18 protein-coding genes and 1 CRISPR repeat array (1 of these 19 only partly in view) are annotated in these 15780 nt (G+C 43.2%); of the genes, 11 read left to right on the top strand and 7 right to left on the bottom strand.

Translation table 11 applies throughout. The features are described 5' to 3' along the window. Positions 1–70: 70 nt before the first annotated feature. Entirely contained in the window at positions 71–862 is a 792-nt protein-coding gene (locus E4V70_RS06345; protein ID WP_122862319.1) for a hypothetical protein, read from the top strand. A 234-nt stretch (positions 863–1096) separates the two neighbouring features. On the opposite strand, the gene E4V70_RS06340 is transcribed toward E4V70_RS06345, so the two are convergent. Together E4V70_RS06340 and E4V70_RS06335 are read right to left on the bottom strand one after the other, a co-directional pair. Beyond that, positions 1097–1696, bottom strand: a complete 600-nt coding sequence (locus E4V70_RS06340; protein ID WP_122862318.1) for a tetratricopeptide repeat protein — start codon at positions 1694–1696, stop codon at positions 1097–1099. Between the two features lies 1 nt (position 1697). Continuing rightward, the gene (locus E4V70_RS06335) at positions 1698–2099 is read right to left on the bottom strand and encodes a hypothetical protein (RefSeq protein ID WP_172603253.1); all 402 of its coding nucleotides are present in this window, start codon (positions 2097–2099) and stop codon (positions 1698–1700) included. A gap of 62 nt (positions 2100–2161) precedes the next feature. Here E4V70_RS06335 and E4V70_RS11110 point away from each other — a divergent pair, with 62 nt between their 5' ends. After that, entirely contained in the window at positions 2162–2287 is a 126-nt protein-coding gene (locus E4V70_RS11110) for a hypothetical protein (RefSeq protein ID WP_269472421.1), read from the top strand. Between the two features lie 55 nt (positions 2288–2342). On the opposite strand, the gene E4V70_RS06330 is transcribed toward E4V70_RS11110, so the two are convergent. The 5 genes from E4V70_RS06330 to E4V70_RS06310 all read right to left on the bottom strand — a co-directional run bounded on the left by E4V70_RS06330 (position 2343) and on the right by E4V70_RS06310 (position 6829). Further along, positions 2343–3284 (bottom strand): DUF4299 family protein, encoded by a 942-nt coding sequence (locus E4V70_RS06330; RefSeq protein WP_122862316.1) that lies wholly within the window; start codon positions 3282–3284, stop codon positions 2343–2345. 157 nt (positions 3285–3441) lie between these two features. Further along, the gene (locus E4V70_RS06325) at positions 3442–4722 is read right to left on the bottom strand and encodes a hypothetical protein (RefSeq protein WP_122862315.1); all 1281 of its coding nucleotides are present in this window, start codon (positions 4720–4722) and stop codon (positions 3442–3444) included. Between the two features lie 8 nt (positions 4723–4730). After that, positions 4731–4994, bottom strand: coding sequence for an HP0495 family protein (locus tag E4V70_RS06320; protein ID WP_122862314.1), 264 nt, complete (start codon positions 4992–4994; stop codon positions 4731–4733). Continuing rightward, positions 4969–5442, bottom strand: coding sequence for a cyclic pyranopterin monophosphate synthase MoaC (gene moaC / locus E4V70_RS06315; RefSeq protein WP_122863126.1), 474 nt, complete (start codon positions 5440–5442; stop codon positions 4969–4971). The genes E4V70_RS06320 and moaC overlap by 26 nt, the downstream gene beginning before the upstream one ends. A 214-nt stretch (positions 5443–5656) precedes the next feature. After that, complete coding sequence (locus E4V70_RS06310; RefSeq protein ID WP_122862313.1) at positions 5657–6829, bottom strand: MalY/PatB family protein; 1173 nt, start codon at positions 6827–6829, stop codon at positions 5657–5659. A gap of 146 nt (positions 6830–6975) precedes the next feature. Here E4V70_RS06310 and E4V70_RS06305 point away from each other — a divergent pair, with 146 nt between their 5' ends. The 9 genes from E4V70_RS06305 (at position 6976) to cas1 (ending at position 15202) form a co-directional block, all read left to right on the top strand. Next, positions 6976–7653, top strand: coding sequence for a CRISPR-associated endoribonuclease Cas6 (locus E4V70_RS06305; protein WP_122862312.1), 678 nt, complete (start codon positions 6976–6978; stop codon positions 7651–7653). Between the two features lie 70 nt (positions 7654–7723). Continuing rightward, on the top strand, positions 7724–9115 hold the full coding sequence (locus E4V70_RS06300) for a TM1802 family CRISPR-associated protein (protein WP_122862311.1): 1392 nt from the start codon (positions 7724–7726) through the stop codon (positions 9113–9115). 2 nt (positions 9116–9117) lie between these two features. Continuing rightward, on the top strand, positions 9118–9534 hold the full coding sequence (locus E4V70_RS06295; protein ID WP_122862310.1) for a hypothetical protein: 417 nt from the start codon (positions 9118–9120) through the stop codon (positions 9532–9534). Continuing rightward, positions 9527–10402, top strand: coding sequence for a type I-B CRISPR-associated protein Cas7/Csh2 (cas7b, locus tag E4V70_RS06290; RefSeq protein WP_122862309.1), 876 nt, complete (start codon positions 9527–9529; stop codon positions 10400–10402). The genes E4V70_RS06295 and cas7b overlap by 8 nt, the downstream gene beginning before the upstream one ends. Next, positions 10402–11142 (top strand): CRISPR-associated protein Cas5, encoded by a 741-nt coding sequence (gene cas5 / locus E4V70_RS06285; RefSeq protein WP_122862308.1) that lies wholly within the window; start codon positions 10402–10404, stop codon positions 11140–11142. Before cas7b ends, cas5 begins: the two co-directional genes overlap by 1 nt. Then, complete coding sequence (gene cas3 / locus E4V70_RS06280) at positions 11106–13352, top strand: CRISPR-associated helicase Cas3' (RefSeq protein ID WP_172603252.1); 2247 nt, start codon at positions 11106–11108, stop codon at positions 13350–13352. Before cas5 ends, cas3 begins: the two co-directional genes overlap by 37 nt. Beyond that, on the top strand, positions 13352–13852 hold the full coding sequence (locus tag E4V70_RS06275) for a Dna2/Cas4 domain-containing protein (RefSeq protein ID WP_122862307.1): 501 nt from the start codon (positions 13352–13354) through the stop codon (positions 13850–13852). Before cas3 ends, E4V70_RS06275 begins: the two co-directional genes overlap by 1 nt. A gap of 6 nt (positions 13853–13858) precedes the next feature. After that, the gene (gene cas2 / locus E4V70_RS06270; protein ID WP_122862306.1) at positions 13859–14137 is read left to right on the top strand and encodes a CRISPR-associated endonuclease Cas2; all 279 of its coding nucleotides are present in this window, start codon (positions 13859–13861) and stop codon (positions 14135–14137) included. A gap of 66 nt (positions 14138–14203) precedes the next feature. Continuing rightward, positions 14204–15202, top strand: coding sequence for a CRISPR-associated endonuclease Cas1 (cas1, locus tag E4V70_RS06265; protein ID WP_122862305.1), 999 nt, complete (start codon positions 14204–14206; stop codon positions 15200–15202). Positions 15203–15590: 388 nt separating this feature from the next. Next, a CRISPR array of direct repeats spans positions 15591–15780; the repeat unit is 30 nt; unit sequence GTTAAAATTTACTCCGTTGGAGTTTGAAAC (it continues 427 nt past the right edge of the window).

Here is a 15780-nt window from a genome sequence, read left to right as displayed (position 1 = left end):
ACTAAAAACCCAAACAAGCGGGCGAGTCGGAAATCATCGAGTATGGCGGTAAAACGAAAAAGGAGAGTTGGTGAAGGGCGTAGCTATAAACGAAACGACGACAGTCGGCGACGACGGGAAATACTATAAATTTAGCTTTGAGGACGTGCGCTTGGGGCGACCTAGCGGCGGCGAGCGAGTGGCGTTTCGGCCCGATGGGGCGTTTGCGCGGGACGTTTTTGTAGTCGTAGACGAGGGTGAAAAGCGCGCGGTAAAGGATACCAGAAGCGAGGAGACGAAGGCTGCGCTAAAAGAGAGCGCGGCGTTTGACCGAGCTAGGACGCTAGGCATCGCATCCGGTATCGTGCCGGCCGCGATCAAGATCTATGCGTACTTTATCGCAAGTTACTCGGGGCTAGCGCTACAGATCGCGGACAATCTCGCCGTCATAGCGGCCGCGCTGCTAACCTATGCGGCGCTAGGCGGAGTCGCCAGGCTCGCTCACAGCGATGATCTGCACGTAAACTACGGCAAGGCGATGATCGTGATGTTCGTCGCTCACGTCACGGCGACGCTGGCATCGTATATGGCGGACGCGGCTCATCCGCTAGCTAAGCTAGTGGCCGTCATCGCGCTACTACTGCTGGGCTACGTCGCGTTCGTGTGGGGGAAGGTCTTTTTCGAGCTAGCAAGGCTAACTAGAAACGGACTTTTTCGCGTCTACGTTTGCACGTTTTTTGCGGGAGAGTTGCTGTGGGCGAGCGGTGTTTTGGCGGTATTTGGTTTCTTTTTGCTCGTGGCTTCGTTTTTCATCTATATCGCGGCTTGGGTGAAAACTGATAAGGTCGGAGAGGCAAAGGACGCGGGGCTTTTTATGTATTAAATTTAACTCGGCTCGGGGTTTAAATTTGCCCAAATTTGAGTTATTTTGCGAGGCGAAAGCTAAACGGATAAACCGACCGATATCCGGCGGTTTACCGAAAACTAAAATTTAAACCGAGCGAGCTTGGGAGCTAGCCCAAGCTGCCTCCGCCAACCAGTACCCGAGTCACCGCCGCCAAGACCGATAAGCTCGCACGGTCGGTATCGCCAAAACTCGAGAACTTGTCGCAGTCTGCTACTGCAATCTCTCTAGCGCTCTTTTGGCGTATTCGTTACCGCCCGCCGCTCCGCGTTTATAGAACTCTATGGCTTTATCCATGTCCCTTGCGACGCCGTAGCTGTTCTCGTAGCATATAGCTAGATCGGTTAGAGCGTGAGGGTCGTCGTCAGCAACGGCTTTTTGGATGTAGACGAGCGCTTTTTTATAGTCTTTTTTAAAATGTATCCCGTTTAGATACATATTTCCCAGCATTGCGTCCGCGCCAGTGTCGCCTAGTTTGCTTGCCTTTTCAAAGGTCTGCGCGGCTAGCTTATAATCCGTCATGCGGTAGTAGATCCGCGCCATATTAGAGTGGGCGAGCGAATCATTTAGCCCCATGGCTTTTTTATACCATTTTACGCCTTCGCCGATATTAGACATCCTTACCTCGTATAGGTAGCCAACAAGCGCGACCGCTCTGGCGTCGCCGCCATCGGCTCTGGGTTTGATAAAGGCCAGTGCTTCTTTATATTTTCCGCTATCGTCTAGCGCTATAAATTTATCGTAATCCTCGTTGGACAATCCAAACGCCGCAGTGATCGCAAATGCGCATAATGTTATTACCGTCTTTTTCATCTTAGTTCTCCAGTACTAGCAGGTCTTTAAATTTATGCTTGACGCTCCTTATCGCGTCGCCGTCCTCGGTGTAGTCCGTGATATAGCCGTCCTTATCGGTGGTAAAGTATACGAAACCGTAGGTGCTATAGTTGACGCCTGTTACGCTACAACCCCAGAAGTTGCACGATCTATTAACCGATAGCACTTCGCGAGGCTCGTATTGCATATAAAATTTGTTTGAAAGCATACCTATCTCGATATGCGACCAGCCGCCGGAGTACTTTTCCATATCTAGGATATGGCGGCCTTTTAGCTGGGATAGCTCTTTGTTTTCTAAGAATATATTAGAGGGGCCGATGCCGTACGTAGTACATCCGTCCAGCAGGAAGGCGCATAAAATAGGCAGGAAAGTTTTTCGCATTTTTGATCTCCTTTGTTTTTTTGCGCCTGATTTCATCTAAAGGTGCGGAGCAAGTCAATATTTTGGGGTCAGGGTTAAATTTGCGGCTTTTTGAAGCTTTAAATTTGACGCCGAATTTGATCTATGTTGCGTCAAATTTGGCACTGTTTTGGGGTAATGCGGCGGTCAAATTCGGTCATGAATTTTAACTACGCCGCTAAATTTAGCGTGAGGAGGGCAAATCTCCGCCGCTAGCTAAACAGCCTAGTCCGCCAGCCCATCTTCGCCGCATTTTGCGATGAGCGCGTCAAATTCCGCTTTGCTAAACGCGCTTACGACGATATTTTTAGCGTCGATAAATTCGTATTTATCTTTTGGCAAATTTTGGATGAAATTTTCATATTTTAGCGTCGCTAGGATCTCGTATTTCTCGTCGTCGTCGCCCTCTCCGCCAAATATCGCGACCGACCACCGCGCGACTTTCTCATCGCCTAGCATTTGTAAATTTTTATACTCCACGCTAGGCTCATACGGCAGCGCGGTAACGACGCCTTGCGACAGGACGTACCGTCCGATAATCTCGCCGTTATCGTTCCTGCGGTAAAACATCTGATTTGCAAAATACGCATCCAGGTTTTGGATATCGGTTACGAATTTACTAAATTCGCCCACGGGATCCTTCGCGCCTAGGATGCGAGCTATGATCTTTTGATCGAACGACACTTCGTTTCGCGTGCCGTAAATCGTGCTGATTTGCGCCTCTTTTTGCAAATTTTGCTCTATCGCCCCTAGTCCCGCGCTTATATCGGGTTCATAGTCAAAACCCTCGATATTTTGCGCGCTAAATTTCTCGCCGTCCTCGCTCACGATTTCGCCGTCCATTTTTATGGCTAGGTTTTTTAGGTACTCTAGAGCGATTTTCCAGTCCGTGCGGGTGCTTGGCGTGCCGATGCGGACATTATACGCGCCATCCTCGTATCCGATCTCAAAGCCGCGCCCGCTAAGTCCGTCCGTGCCGGCAACGAGGCAGTCAAGCTCGTCGAGCTTTGCGCCGTAAAAGCTATCTGCGTCAAACTCCTCGTCATCCTCGTCGGCGTTAAACTGCGATAAATTCGGCACCAGTCGCAGCGCCTCCTCCACGCTCATCACGGGCGCAAGGCCGATTAGAAACTTCTTTTTATTTTTTACGAAAAACGTGATGCTCATTTTTGATCCTTTGGGGTTAAATTTGACTTTCGCGGCGTCTTGACGGAGGCAAATTCGAGCGCAAATTTACCGCGTCAAATTTGCCTCCGTTTAGAGCGGGTGATTAAAAGGCGATTAAACCCGGGCGCAAATTTAACCAAATGCGCCAAAGTCGGGCTCACTCGTCCTTTTTCTCGTCCTCTTTTTTGCCGATTTTTTCTTTAGCGTTTTTTATGAGATTTTCGGCGGCTTTGTAGAGCTTCTCGCCTAGTTCTTTTGATTTTGCTTTGAGGTTTTCGCCGATCTCGCTTGCATTTATCGCGCTTAGCTTCTCCTCGGTTCGTTTTTCAAAGTCGCTGATGTCTTTTTTGAGCGCTTCGAGGCGTTCTTTGGCGTTAAAATTTTCTTTAAATTTATCGCCGGCTTGACCGACTTCACGCTTTAGCTCCTCAAATTTTGCTCCCGCAAGGCTCGCGAATTTATCGATATTTTCGTTAAATTTTAGCTCCTCTAGCTGAAGCTCGATCTGACGGGAAACGTCGTTTTGTAGCCGCTTAAATTTGGCGAAGTAGCTATCTATGGACTCGTCTAGGATTTCGTTTATCACCGCAGCAGACGGCTCATCCGAGCGCGCCATATCGCGCAGCATCGCCACAAACCTCTCCTCGAGCCTTATAAATTCTTTAGCTTCGCCTAGCAGCGTCTGGCCGTCCGGGGCAAATTTGATCTCCTCGATAAACTTCTCCGTCCTTTTGCTAAGCGCCTCTTTTACGCCGCCGATCGCGCCTGCGATTAGCTCTTTAGCAAAGGCCTGATCGACGTCGGCTATCTCGCTTGCCGCCTCGCAGACCGTCCTTGCGATCTCTAGGATGCGCTCTTTGCTCGCTTCGCCCTCGTTTATCGCGCTAAGCACGACGTTTTTGGCGATTTGCTCGACCGTGTCTTTTACGTCGTCGCCCTTTTCGATCGCGGTTAGAAACGCCGCTTCGGTAGTTTCTTTGAGGATGCCCAGTATTTGCAGCTCGCAGAGCATCTTTTCGTCTATCGCGGTTAAAATTTCGTCTTTATCCGCCAGGTCGCTATTTTTGATGAAATTTTCCATATTTTCAAGCAGTGCGCGAACGTCGTTTTTGATCTCGTCTTTTTGCGCGTAAATTTGCCGCTCGATCTGCTCTTTTTCGTAGATTAGGCGGTGGATGTACTGCTCTTTTGCTTCGCTGAGCGCGTCGCCCGCGCTTTGGATGAGGTTGGCGACGTTTTGGCGGTTTAGCAGATCCTCGCTCTTTAGCGCCTCGCAAATTTGCTCAAATTCCTTAGCTAGAGCCGCATTTGTGTCGCCGCCTTTTGCGCCTTTGACGCTTTTTCTAAACTCGCTTAGTGCAAATTCCCTGATCAAAACGGAAATTTGCGGATCGCTTTTGTTCTCTTTTATGGTTTGGATGAAGACTAAATTTTGCATGAAAGTCCTTATAGTACGTATTTGCAAACGCGTCTTAGCGCGGAAAATATCTCTAATCGCTCCTCGTTAGAATTAACCAAAACGCTTAGATTGTAGCTTTTGTATTTGCCCTCTTTGCTCGATTTTGAGGGCGTTATCTTGTGCTGCCTCTCGCCTACGACGCTCTGCGCGATAGCTTGGGCATCGCCGCTTTCTTCGATGATGATTTTATATTCCCAGAAATTTGGGTACGAGATTTGGGGTTCTTTATTTAGATCGCACGTAGTCGCCACTTTTGCCTCCGCTTTTACTTTCTAGTTTTATGTCCGTTATTTGCATAGTTTTATCTATCGCTTTTATCATGTCGTAGATCGTTAGAAGTCCGACGCTAACGCCCGTTAGCGCCTCCATCTCGACGCCGGTTTTACCGTCTATCTTGACGCTAACGGTTAGCTTATAAGCGCAGATATCAGCTAACTCTTCGATGTCGCAGTTTATGCCGCTAATTAGCAGCGGGTGGCACATCGGGATGAGTTCGCTCGTTTTTTTCGCGCCCATTATCGCGCCTACGACGGCGGTTTGCAGGACGGGGCCTTTTTTGCCGGTGTTGTTTTTGATCGCGTCAAAGGCTTCGCGCGACATTTTTATGATGCCGCTTGCTACGGCTATGCGCGTAGTTACGTCCTTGTCGCTTACGTCGACCATTTTGGGACGGTCGTTTTCGTCTATGTGAGTTAGCATTTTCGTCCTTTTGCCTAAAACGCTAAATTTAATTAAATTTGAGCTAGGCGGAGTAAATTTATGAGAAAGATTATAACTAAAAAAGCTTAATGAATAAGACAAAAACGCCTCGGCAGGGGGAGCCGAGACGCCGTTACAAAAAGGAGGTTTTCTTGTCGGACGCGCAAATCATACCAAAAAGGTCTAAATTTTATCCCAATTTTTCGTAAATATATTATTCCCTGCTTTTCGTGTAGGCCAGAGCGCCTGATTTTAGGCGTTTTAGCCCCTCTAGCACGCGCGATCTTTGCGTGGCGATATTGAGGCGCAAGAAGCATTTTTCCTCGCCTCTATACGCGTTGCCGTCGTTTAGCCAAAGACCCGCTTTTTGGCGTAAGAATTTATGAAAATCGCTCGCATCGTCGCAAATTTCGCGGCAGTCAAGCCAGAGTAGATACGTGGCGTCCTGCTCCACGAGCCTGATCTGCGGCAGTTCGTTTTGCAAAAACTCGCTCACGATTTTGCGGTTTTGCTCTACGTATTCGCGCATCTGCTCGAGCCACGCTTCGCCTCGCTCAAACGCCGCGATCGCCGCGATACAAGAAAACGCATTGCCCTCGCCGACCTCGTCGTCGTTGATGGCTTTTGCCATTTTGGCGCGCAGTTTGGGATTTGGCACTACGGCGGCGGAGCTTTGCAAGCCGGCGATGTTAAAGGCTTTGGTCGGCGAAACGCAGGTGATCGAGATGTTTTTGCAAGTCTCGCTCGCGCGGATAAACGGTACGTAGCTTTTGCCGGGGCTCGTGATGTCGCAGTGGATCTCGTCTGAGATCACCAAAACGCCGTGTTTAGCGCATAGTTCGCCGATTTTGGCTAGCTTCTCGGCGCTCCAAATTTTGCCGACGGGATTGTGCGGGTTGCAAAGGATAAACATCGTCGTTAGCGGGTCGGCGAGCTTTTCTTCGAGATCGGCAAAGTCGATATCGTAGCCGCGTCCGTCGTAGGCTAGCTCGTTTGCGAGCGCGATCCTGCCGTTGTTTTCGATACTGCGGTAAAAGACGTGATAGACGGGGCTTTGGACTACGATTTTATCGCCCACGCTCGTAAATTTGCGCACGGCGGAGCTGATGATCGGGATCACTCCCGTGCAAAAAATCAGCCAGCTCGGGTCAAATTTGACGTCGTGGCGCCTGCTCCACCACGAGCAGATGGCCTCGCTCCACTCCTGCGGCACGTACGAGTAGCCAAAAACTCCGTTGTCTAGGCGCTTTTGTAGCGCTTCTAAAATTTCTGGCGCAACCTTAAAATCCATATCCGCCACCCACATCGGTAGTTCGTCGCCGTTTGTTCTCCATTTTGACGAATACGTCCCGCCTCGCTCCACCGGCGCGTCAAAATCGTATTTCATTTGCTCTCCTTGCGTGATTTTTTCGGATATTTTAGCGAATTTGACGGGTAAAATTTAAAATTTCGCCGCATTTTTTGCACAAAACCGATTTTTAATGCGAGATTTTTTATAATTACGTCTAAATTTTACTAAATTTAAGGACGAAAATGCTCACGATAAGCTCACGTTTGCCGAGCGCAAATTTAAAAATTTCAAAGGCGTTGCCTCAGCTCATCCAGGGCTACATCTACCGCTATCTGCCAAGTGTCGAGCACGAGGGATATAGGCATGAGCCCAGCGGCAAAATTTTTAAACGAACGAATTTTGATTTTCGCTTAAAGGGCGCAAATTTGCGGATTAGATTTACCTCTTATGAACCGGAATTTGAAAAAACAATCGCGCTTGCCGTGCTAAAAGACGGGTTAAGCTTAGGCGAGTTTTGCTTGTGCGATACGACTGTGGCGGTTAGCGAACACAGGACCGCGCAAAGCGAAGCGGTACTGCAAGGCTGCGTAGCATGCGCGGTAGGCGGGCTTTTGGGGCATAAAATTTATCTGCAGCCGCAAGATTCCAGACATCTTGAGATGATGAAAACAAACGCCTTGCAAAGATTTGAAACGCTTACCGGGCGCAGATATGACGGCGAATTCGAGCTAAATTTGCTCTGGCAAAATTTGCAAAATCCATTTAATTTTTATTACGGCAATAACCGCTCGCCGGTTCAGGCTTGGCAAGCAAAATGGAAAATTTATGCGCAGCCTGGGCTGATAAACTTAATCCTTGATGCGGGCATCGGAAGCGGATGTATGAACTGCGGAGCGGGGTTTTTAGAAATAGTAGAATAAAAAATAAATTTTATGAATCTTTAAGGCATATTGTACTAGCATTAATAAAAATTTTTAAGGTCAATTTAAAATGGGGCTTGCTCATAAGTTGCATGTGATCGGAAATTTGGTAAGCGATGACGACACTATCGCTATGATAAAAAATTCAAATTTTAAAGATAGCGAACATATTGTTTTAACCATCGATTTTAAAGTAGAAAATTTAAAACTTGTCGATAAGCCAAAAATATCCAAAGCCTCGCTAGATAACATAAAGACGCTTTTTACTAAAAAGATAGGCGGCACGAGCAACTCATACTATCTATATCCAAATTTTGAGTATCAAGGCGAAAAAGACCTATACAAGAAATTTAAAGCTATCTCCCACACGCTGCAAAATTCGGCTATGATCTACGCAAACGACGACAATAAGCGTGTTGCCACCTTGGTATTTGAGTACATTAAAAACTATGAAAACGACGAGCTTGAGCTAAAGAATTTTAAGCAGGATGATTATTTTTTAGTTTTACTTATAAACGGCAAGAGTTTTTTTGAGCTTATGCCTGAAATTTTGCAAAACTATCTTGATGAATTTGTTCGCCCTCACATTAAAAATAGTAAAAACGAGCCGTTACTAAAAGAGCTGGCAGATGTCGTCACAAAAGAGAAAATAGCTTGCGGATACAATCCTGATATTAAATTTTTCACCATGGATAATTATGATGATAGTTACGGCATACAGCAGATAAACAAACTACCTATGTCGCTAGAAAGCGCAAAGACGATAAAAAAGGGTTGGATGTTTGCGATAAATAACTTAAAATTTTACTACAAAGGCCTAGAATACATAATCATCCCTTCTATGGCAAATTTCGATGCTGAAATTTTCAAAGGATTAATAAGCTTTCTTAAAAATGCAAAAAACATACAAGAAGAATCCGAAAGAGAAGAGAGCTTTATGAGAAGATTGCGAAAGCAAATCGAAAATTACGACCAAATAAGTAGCTTTACGCTTGATATTTTATTTGCCGAGGTTGATCAGACAAATTTATCCGTTAAGATATTTTCTACGCTTGAAGACGTTTTGCCAAGCAGGATAGCAAAGGTCGTAAAACTAATGCAAGAGCGTCATATTACCGACTCTTCAAAGCAAATTCAAGATACAGATGATGATATCAAATTTACCTATCTCAAAGATTATTTTGGCGTTCTTGAAAAATATGCCGTTGCCACAAGAGTCAAAGGACTTGATAATAAAATCATACAGGAGAAAATTTTTTTAGCAAAGTTGCTGCTCGGATACGCAAAGATAAAATATATCGAGCTTTTGAAACGATTTGAACATTTTAGGGAATTTGATGCCCAAAATAAGAAAAAGATAAAAGACGGCGTCAAAAACTGGATAGCCTTTCCTGAAAATATCGTCGAAAATGAAAATAAAATTTTAGAGTTTTTACAAGTGATAAACGCGATAAGGATGTGATTATGAAGCTTTTTTCCGATTATTTTGAGGGGCTGTTAGAAAAACAGTCCGATTATTTTAAAGATGATCTAATCAAGGGTGCTTATTTGATAGGCGCTTATTCTAAGAGTATTATAAATAGTTCTTTTACATCAGAAGTTTCTAAAGAAAATAAGACATTTGAAAAGTGGCTTTCAAATCAAAAAATAATAGCGCCGAATTTAAAGAAAATTTTTAATAAAGCAAATGAATTTGAAAGAAAACTAAAGCTAGGCAGCGTGACAAATAGCGATCTGTCGCAGCTGATAACTACGCATTTTTGCAATGAAAAAAGCAAGAGTGTTTCTCGCTATGAAATTTCATTTGCATTTATACGAGGTATGAACGACTACGTTAAATTTAAAAAAGATAATCAACAATTAGGAGAAAATAATGAGTGAGATAGCAAAACATAGCGAAATTTTGTTTTTATGGGACGCAAAGATGACAAATCCCAACGGAGATATGTTAAACGACAATGCGCCAAGATACGATGAGAGCGACAGAAAGGCTATCGTGAGCGACGTAAGAGTAAAGCGAACCATCAGGGATGATCTGCAATACAGAAAGTCTCAAACAATCTTTGTAAATAACGCCGAACAGGTACAGTCGGCAGAAACTAGATTTGCCGAAGTAAAGAAAATTTTAGGCGAATCAGACGATAAAAAGGCATTTTTAAGCTGCATAGACAATAGACTTTTTGGAGGCGTGGCGCCAAAAAGCAATATCCAAATCATAGGCGCAGTGCAATTTTCTTGGGCTAAATCGCTAAACGAGACAGAGACTATAATGTCTCAAGGAACCGGTGCGTTTGGCAAAGACGGCAGCGGCAATAAAACATTTAGAACCGACAACTACATACCGTATGGCTTATTTGCCATGTATGGCACTATAAATTCACTAAATGCCGCCAAATCAAACGCTAGCGAAGAAGATGTCGCACAGATGCTTGACTCGATGTGGCAAGGCACAAAACTACTAAATACAAGAAGTAAGGTCGGTCAAAAGCCAAGAATACTTATTAGAGTAATCTATAAAGACGCTTATATGATAGGCTTACTTGACGAGCTTGTAAAGCTAGACAATAAAGATTCCGATCAGATCAGAAGCATTGACGAGTGCGAGTTAAATTTTACAGCCCTTACTAGATCGCTAAAAAATATGAGCCAAAAGATAGAAAAGGTTGTGATCTTTTACGATGATTCCCTTAGGGAGTATGTGGATCAGTTTAAAGAGCCGGGGCTAGAAATAGACGCAAGAGAGCTATAATGTTTGCATTTAAAATTTGGGGTAAATTTGCTTGCTTTAGAGATCCGCTTTCCATAAGTCAGAACATCACTTTGCCGCTACCGCCAAAAACTACCGTAGGCGGTATGTTAGCGGCGCTACTTGGCGCGGATGACTATTTAGGCGACGATGATTTTATGGATTTTGGATATAGCGTCGTTTTGGACGGCGCCATTTCAAAGAAAACCTTTTCGCAAAACTACATAAACGACTACACCAAAAAAACAAAAGCTCATCTAAATAGCCTTAAAAATTTAGATATGCAAAAGATTTCAAACGGTTTAAGAGATAGATCCGCACCACAAAAACCTATAAACAGAGAACTATTAATCGATCCAAAATATACGATCTTTATCGATAAATTTAAATTTGAAAACGAAGCGATAGATAGTCTAAAAAATAGAATTTCCAAATTTCCTTTTTATCTTGGCAATAGCGAATTTGCCGGTAATTTTGAGTTTATAGAGATAGTAAATTTTACAAACAAAAATTTTGATGAGGTAAGTATTGACTCGTTTGTGCCGCAAAGCAAGGCGCATAATATATGCTTTGACGAAAATATTTTATACTCGCCAATCTGCTTTACCGGAAGCCTAGATAACGATAGATCTCCAAAAACGCATATAAATTTGATAGTTTCAAACGATCAAATAAGGGCAAAAAATATAGAGGCTTGCGAGGTGATTTGTGCTCAAAAAACTTATCGCTGCATATTTGTATGATGCAAATTTCAGATGTTTTTAACTCCCACCCGCAAAAATCATACAACTCGCACATTGAAAATATAGCCAACAGCTTTGATGACGATGAGCACAAGGAAGCAGCATCTTTTCACGATCTAGCCAAAATTTCACAAAAATTTCAAGACTATATAAATTTAGACGCTAAAAATTTTAACTCGGCAGATGAATTTGAAAAAGCACGGCAAAAGCTAAAAACTACGCACACGCTAGAAAGCGCTTTTGTATACTTTTTTACTAGAACCGACAAAGATATAAATTTCTTGGCAAATTTCTTTGCCATCTTAAAGCACCACTCTGATTTGCCGGATATAGACTACTTTCTCTCAAATACAGGATCAACAAAAGCAAAAGTAACAGACAGGCTCAAAAAGATAGATGAGATAGCTCAAAGAGCAAATTTGGATATCGATATAGATCTCTACGACTTTGTGGATTATTTTTTTGACTTAGAAAATGAACTATCAAAATATTACGGCTTGGAGAGCTTTTTTATTTTTAAAAAAAGATACTCAAGACTCATTTTGGCTGATAAATTTGAAGCCATTTTTTCAGAAAGCTATCAAAATTTAGCCGTTTTAAATGCCAAAAAGATAGATCTTTACATAAACCAAATAAAGAGCATAATAGCCGCCAAAAAGCAAGATGATTATAAAAATAAAGCAAGAGAGATTATATTTAAAAATTTTAACTCTAATAAAGACAAGAAAACATTTCTCATAAAGGCGCCAACGGGTATCGGCAAAACATTTTTGGCATTAAATTTAGCCCTAGAAATAGCTAGAGACGGCAACAAAAGGCGCATCATAACGGCTATACCTTTTACGTCTATCATAGATCAAACGCACACCGAGTATCAAAAAATAATAGCAGATCAAGACGTTTTAAAGTATCACCATTTAACAAGCTATAAAAGCCAAAACGACGATGAACAAGAGCAGTTTATGCAAAAGGTATTCTTATCCGACGTCTGGCATGAAAATTTTATAGTTACGACTTTTAACCAGCTATTTTTTACTTTTTTCTCAAACCACAATAAAGACAATCTCAAGCTTGAAACCCTTCGGGATAGCGTCGTTATAATAGACGAGATACAAAATATTCCGCGAGTGCTGCTAAAATCCATCGCAGCTGCTTTTAACGAATTTTCAAAAAGATACGATATCCATTTTATAATCATGTCGGCAACTATGCCCCATATCGCAGCTGAGCTAGAGAGCTTTACCGAGCTTTCGGAGCCTATTTTATATAAACGTAAAAAAGATAGATATGAGATCGTCTATAAGCCGGATATAAAAGGGCTTGATGATTTGGTAAATGAAATTTTAAAACATCAAGACGAGAGCGCGCTTTGCGTCGTAAATACAATTTCAAAAGCCAAAAAATTATACGAAGCCCTAAAAAATAGCGGCAAAAGAAGCGTCTATCTTTTGACGACGCATCAGATTCCGCTTCACAGAGTACAAATAATAGACGAGATAAAAGAAAAACTTGAAGGCGGCGAGAAAATCACTCTAGTCGCCACCCAGCTCATCGAGGCCGGGGTTGATCTTAGTTTTGACGTGGGATTTCGCGAATTTGCACCCATTGGCGCCATCATCCAGGCCGCCGGTAGAGTAAATCGCAACGCTACATCTAGCAAGCCGGCAAAGGTCGTGGTTTTTGACTATTTAGACGGCAAACCATTTCCGTATCACGATATAGACCTGCAAGAAGATAAAGTAAAAGAAATTTTAGCTCGCTCCATAAAAGAGAGCGAAATTTATCAAATTTTAGAGAGCTATTTTCAGAGCACCAAAGACGAAACGACAAGCGTAGACTTATTAAGCCTTGCTAAAGAGTTAAAATTTCAAACGCTATTTGATAAATTTAATGCCAGCTTCATGCCAAAACAAGACTACAAAGTGTCGCTCTTTATAGAGCAGTATGATGGTCATTTTAATGATTTTTTAGAAAAACGAGAGGCGCTTTTGACCTCAGGCAAAGATAAATTTGTCATCTTGGCAAATATCAAAGAGCTTGAAAAAGAGCTAGCGCTATATACCATTGCGGTTGGCAAAAATATGCTTGAAAATATAAAGCCATACACCAGAGAGTTTTTTGGCAGATATGTTTTAGCGCCTAGCGATTTTTATAATAAATTTGACGGATTCTTGCCTGAGTTAACGGCAGCAGACGAGGTATTCGACTAATGTTTTGCAAAGACCAAATCACCGGCACGCTTGTGAATTATTACGTCACCTGTAAGCGTGAGGCGTGGCTTTATGCGCACCATATCCACGCCGGTCAGGATGATGAAAACGTGCTGATGGGTAAGGCGCTGGCGGAGATCAAAGAGAGCGATTTGCAGGACTTTGCATTTTCAAATTTGAAATTCGACAAACTTTCCAAGCAGCGCGGACATTATCTCATCACCGAATACAAAAAGAGCCTAAAAAACGAGCTTGCAGGCAAGATGCAGCTACTTTTTTACGTCTATCTTTTAAAAACGGGCTTAAATTTAAAAGAGGTAAAAGGCAAACTAATCAGCGGTAAAAAGGTGATTTTAGTGGAGGATAGCAGCGAAAATTTCGCTCTAATCGAGCAAATTTTAAGCGAGATAACGGCGCTTGCGAACCTAGAGCGGCCGCCGAAATTTACGCAGGGCAAATTTTGCACAAACTGCGCTTATAGCGGATATTGCGTGAGTTAGATAAAAATGTACGCCATTTTATTTTACGACATCGCCGGCGCCGAGCAAAAAGAGAAAAACAACGCAAACCGCATCAGAAAGGCGGTTGAAAAGTTTTTGCCTCGCGTGCAGTTTTCCGTTTTTGAGGGCGAGATTCGCGAGAGCGATTTTAAAAAACTAACTTCGGTTTTGCAAAAAGAGTGCATTACGCAGCTCGATTCTATCGTGATTTACACGTTTAATTCGCTGAAATATTCCAAGCGTATCGTAATCGGGCAGGATAAAAGCGGCGCGCTGTTTAGTTAAATTTGCTCGCATAAATTTGCCGAGTTTGGCGGAGTTTAAAATCCCAGCTAAATTTAAGGAAAAAAGATGCAAAAAAGCGACAGGACGCATTTTATTTTGAGCGCAGGCAGGCTTCGTAGGCAAGATAACAATATCTATTTTGATAAATTTGACGATGAGGGCGCGGTCGCTGCCAGTAAAATTTTGCCGATAAACGCGATCGATGAAATTTACGTGCTGGCAAAAGTGCAGATCGATACCTATACTATGGCGTTTCTGGCGGATAACAACGTCCTTTTGCACGTTTTTAGCCCGTATCAGAGCTTTCGCGGTAATTTTTATCCAAACACCTCAAACTCGGTCAATAAAAGCGGCTTTGTGCTGTTAAATCAGGTTCGCGCCTTTGACGATCCCATTAAGCGCGCCTACATCGCCCGCGAGATCACTCGCGCGCACATCCTAAACGACGCGGCAAACTGCAAAAGACACGGCGTGAAATTTGACGTCTCGCCCCACATAGAGGCGCTAAATGCCGCCGCGGACGTACCTGCGATAATGGCGGCGGAAGGGGCGTTTCAAAAGCTCTACTACGAAAAATGGAATGAGATAATCGCGGATCAAAAAAGCTTTAAATTTACCGTCCGCTCCAAGCGCCCGCCCGCCGATAAAATCAACAGCTTCATAAGCTACGTAAATACGCGCATTTATAACATCTGCCTGAGCGAAATTTACAAAACCGAGCTTGATCCGCGCATCGGCTTTTTACACGAGCCAAACTACCGCGCGCTTAGCCTACACCTCGATCTTGCCGAGATTTTTAAGCCGATTTTGGGCGATACGCTGATTTTTAGCATGCTAAATAAAAAGGAGATTACCGCAAAGGACTTTCAAACGGACGCCGGTCGGATAAAATTTAGCAACGACGCAGTGCAAAAGATAGAGCTAAAAATGATCGCGAGGCTTGGTGAAACGATCTGCCTAAACGGGCAAAACCTCATGTGGCGGCAGGTGATCCGCCGCGAGGCTAATCAGATCAAGAAATGTATCTGCGAAGATGCGCCTTATGAGGGATTTAGGTGGGGGTAAATTTGATATTTTGTTGGTAGGGGCGTCATTTTAAAGTCAAATTTGACTTTTGCACCCTTGCTACGGTGTTTGTTTTACGTTAAAATGGCGTTTGCGATTTTGCTTTGGATGTTTGTGGTAAAATACAAAATGCGCCCAACTTATAAAATTTGCTTTTGTCGTTGCGGGCGGATTGGGGTTGTTGAGTTACCTTATCGCAGCGGGCCATTTGATTTCTATGCGTCATTTTTAAAATCTAAATCATCTCGATGAAGCTTTTTCTAAGATTTTATAAATAACGAAATTTAGGGTATTTCGTATCGATACTATTTTGCTTTTTATGCAAATTTAAGGCGTAAAAATATAGACTTTGAGTTTTAATAGCCCTAAAAATGTATATTTTGGTGCTGTTAAAATTTACTCCGTTGGAGTTTGAAACATTAAATGTTTCACGTGAAACGCAGTCTGCCACATGTTAAAATTTACTCCGTTGGAGTTTGAAACAACTTAATTGCGCTTGATTTAGATTAATGTTATTGTTAAAATTTACTCCGTTGGAGTTTGAAACGATTAATGTTCTTTAAGCAAAATGTAAGCAT

The organism is Campylobacter showae (assembly GCF_900699785.1).
In the GTDB taxonomy this organism is placed as follows: Bacteria; Campylobacterota; Campylobacteria; order Campylobacterales; family Campylobacteraceae; genus Campylobacter_A; species Campylobacter_A showae_D.
This window is presented reverse-complemented; position numbering and strand designations above follow the sequence as displayed.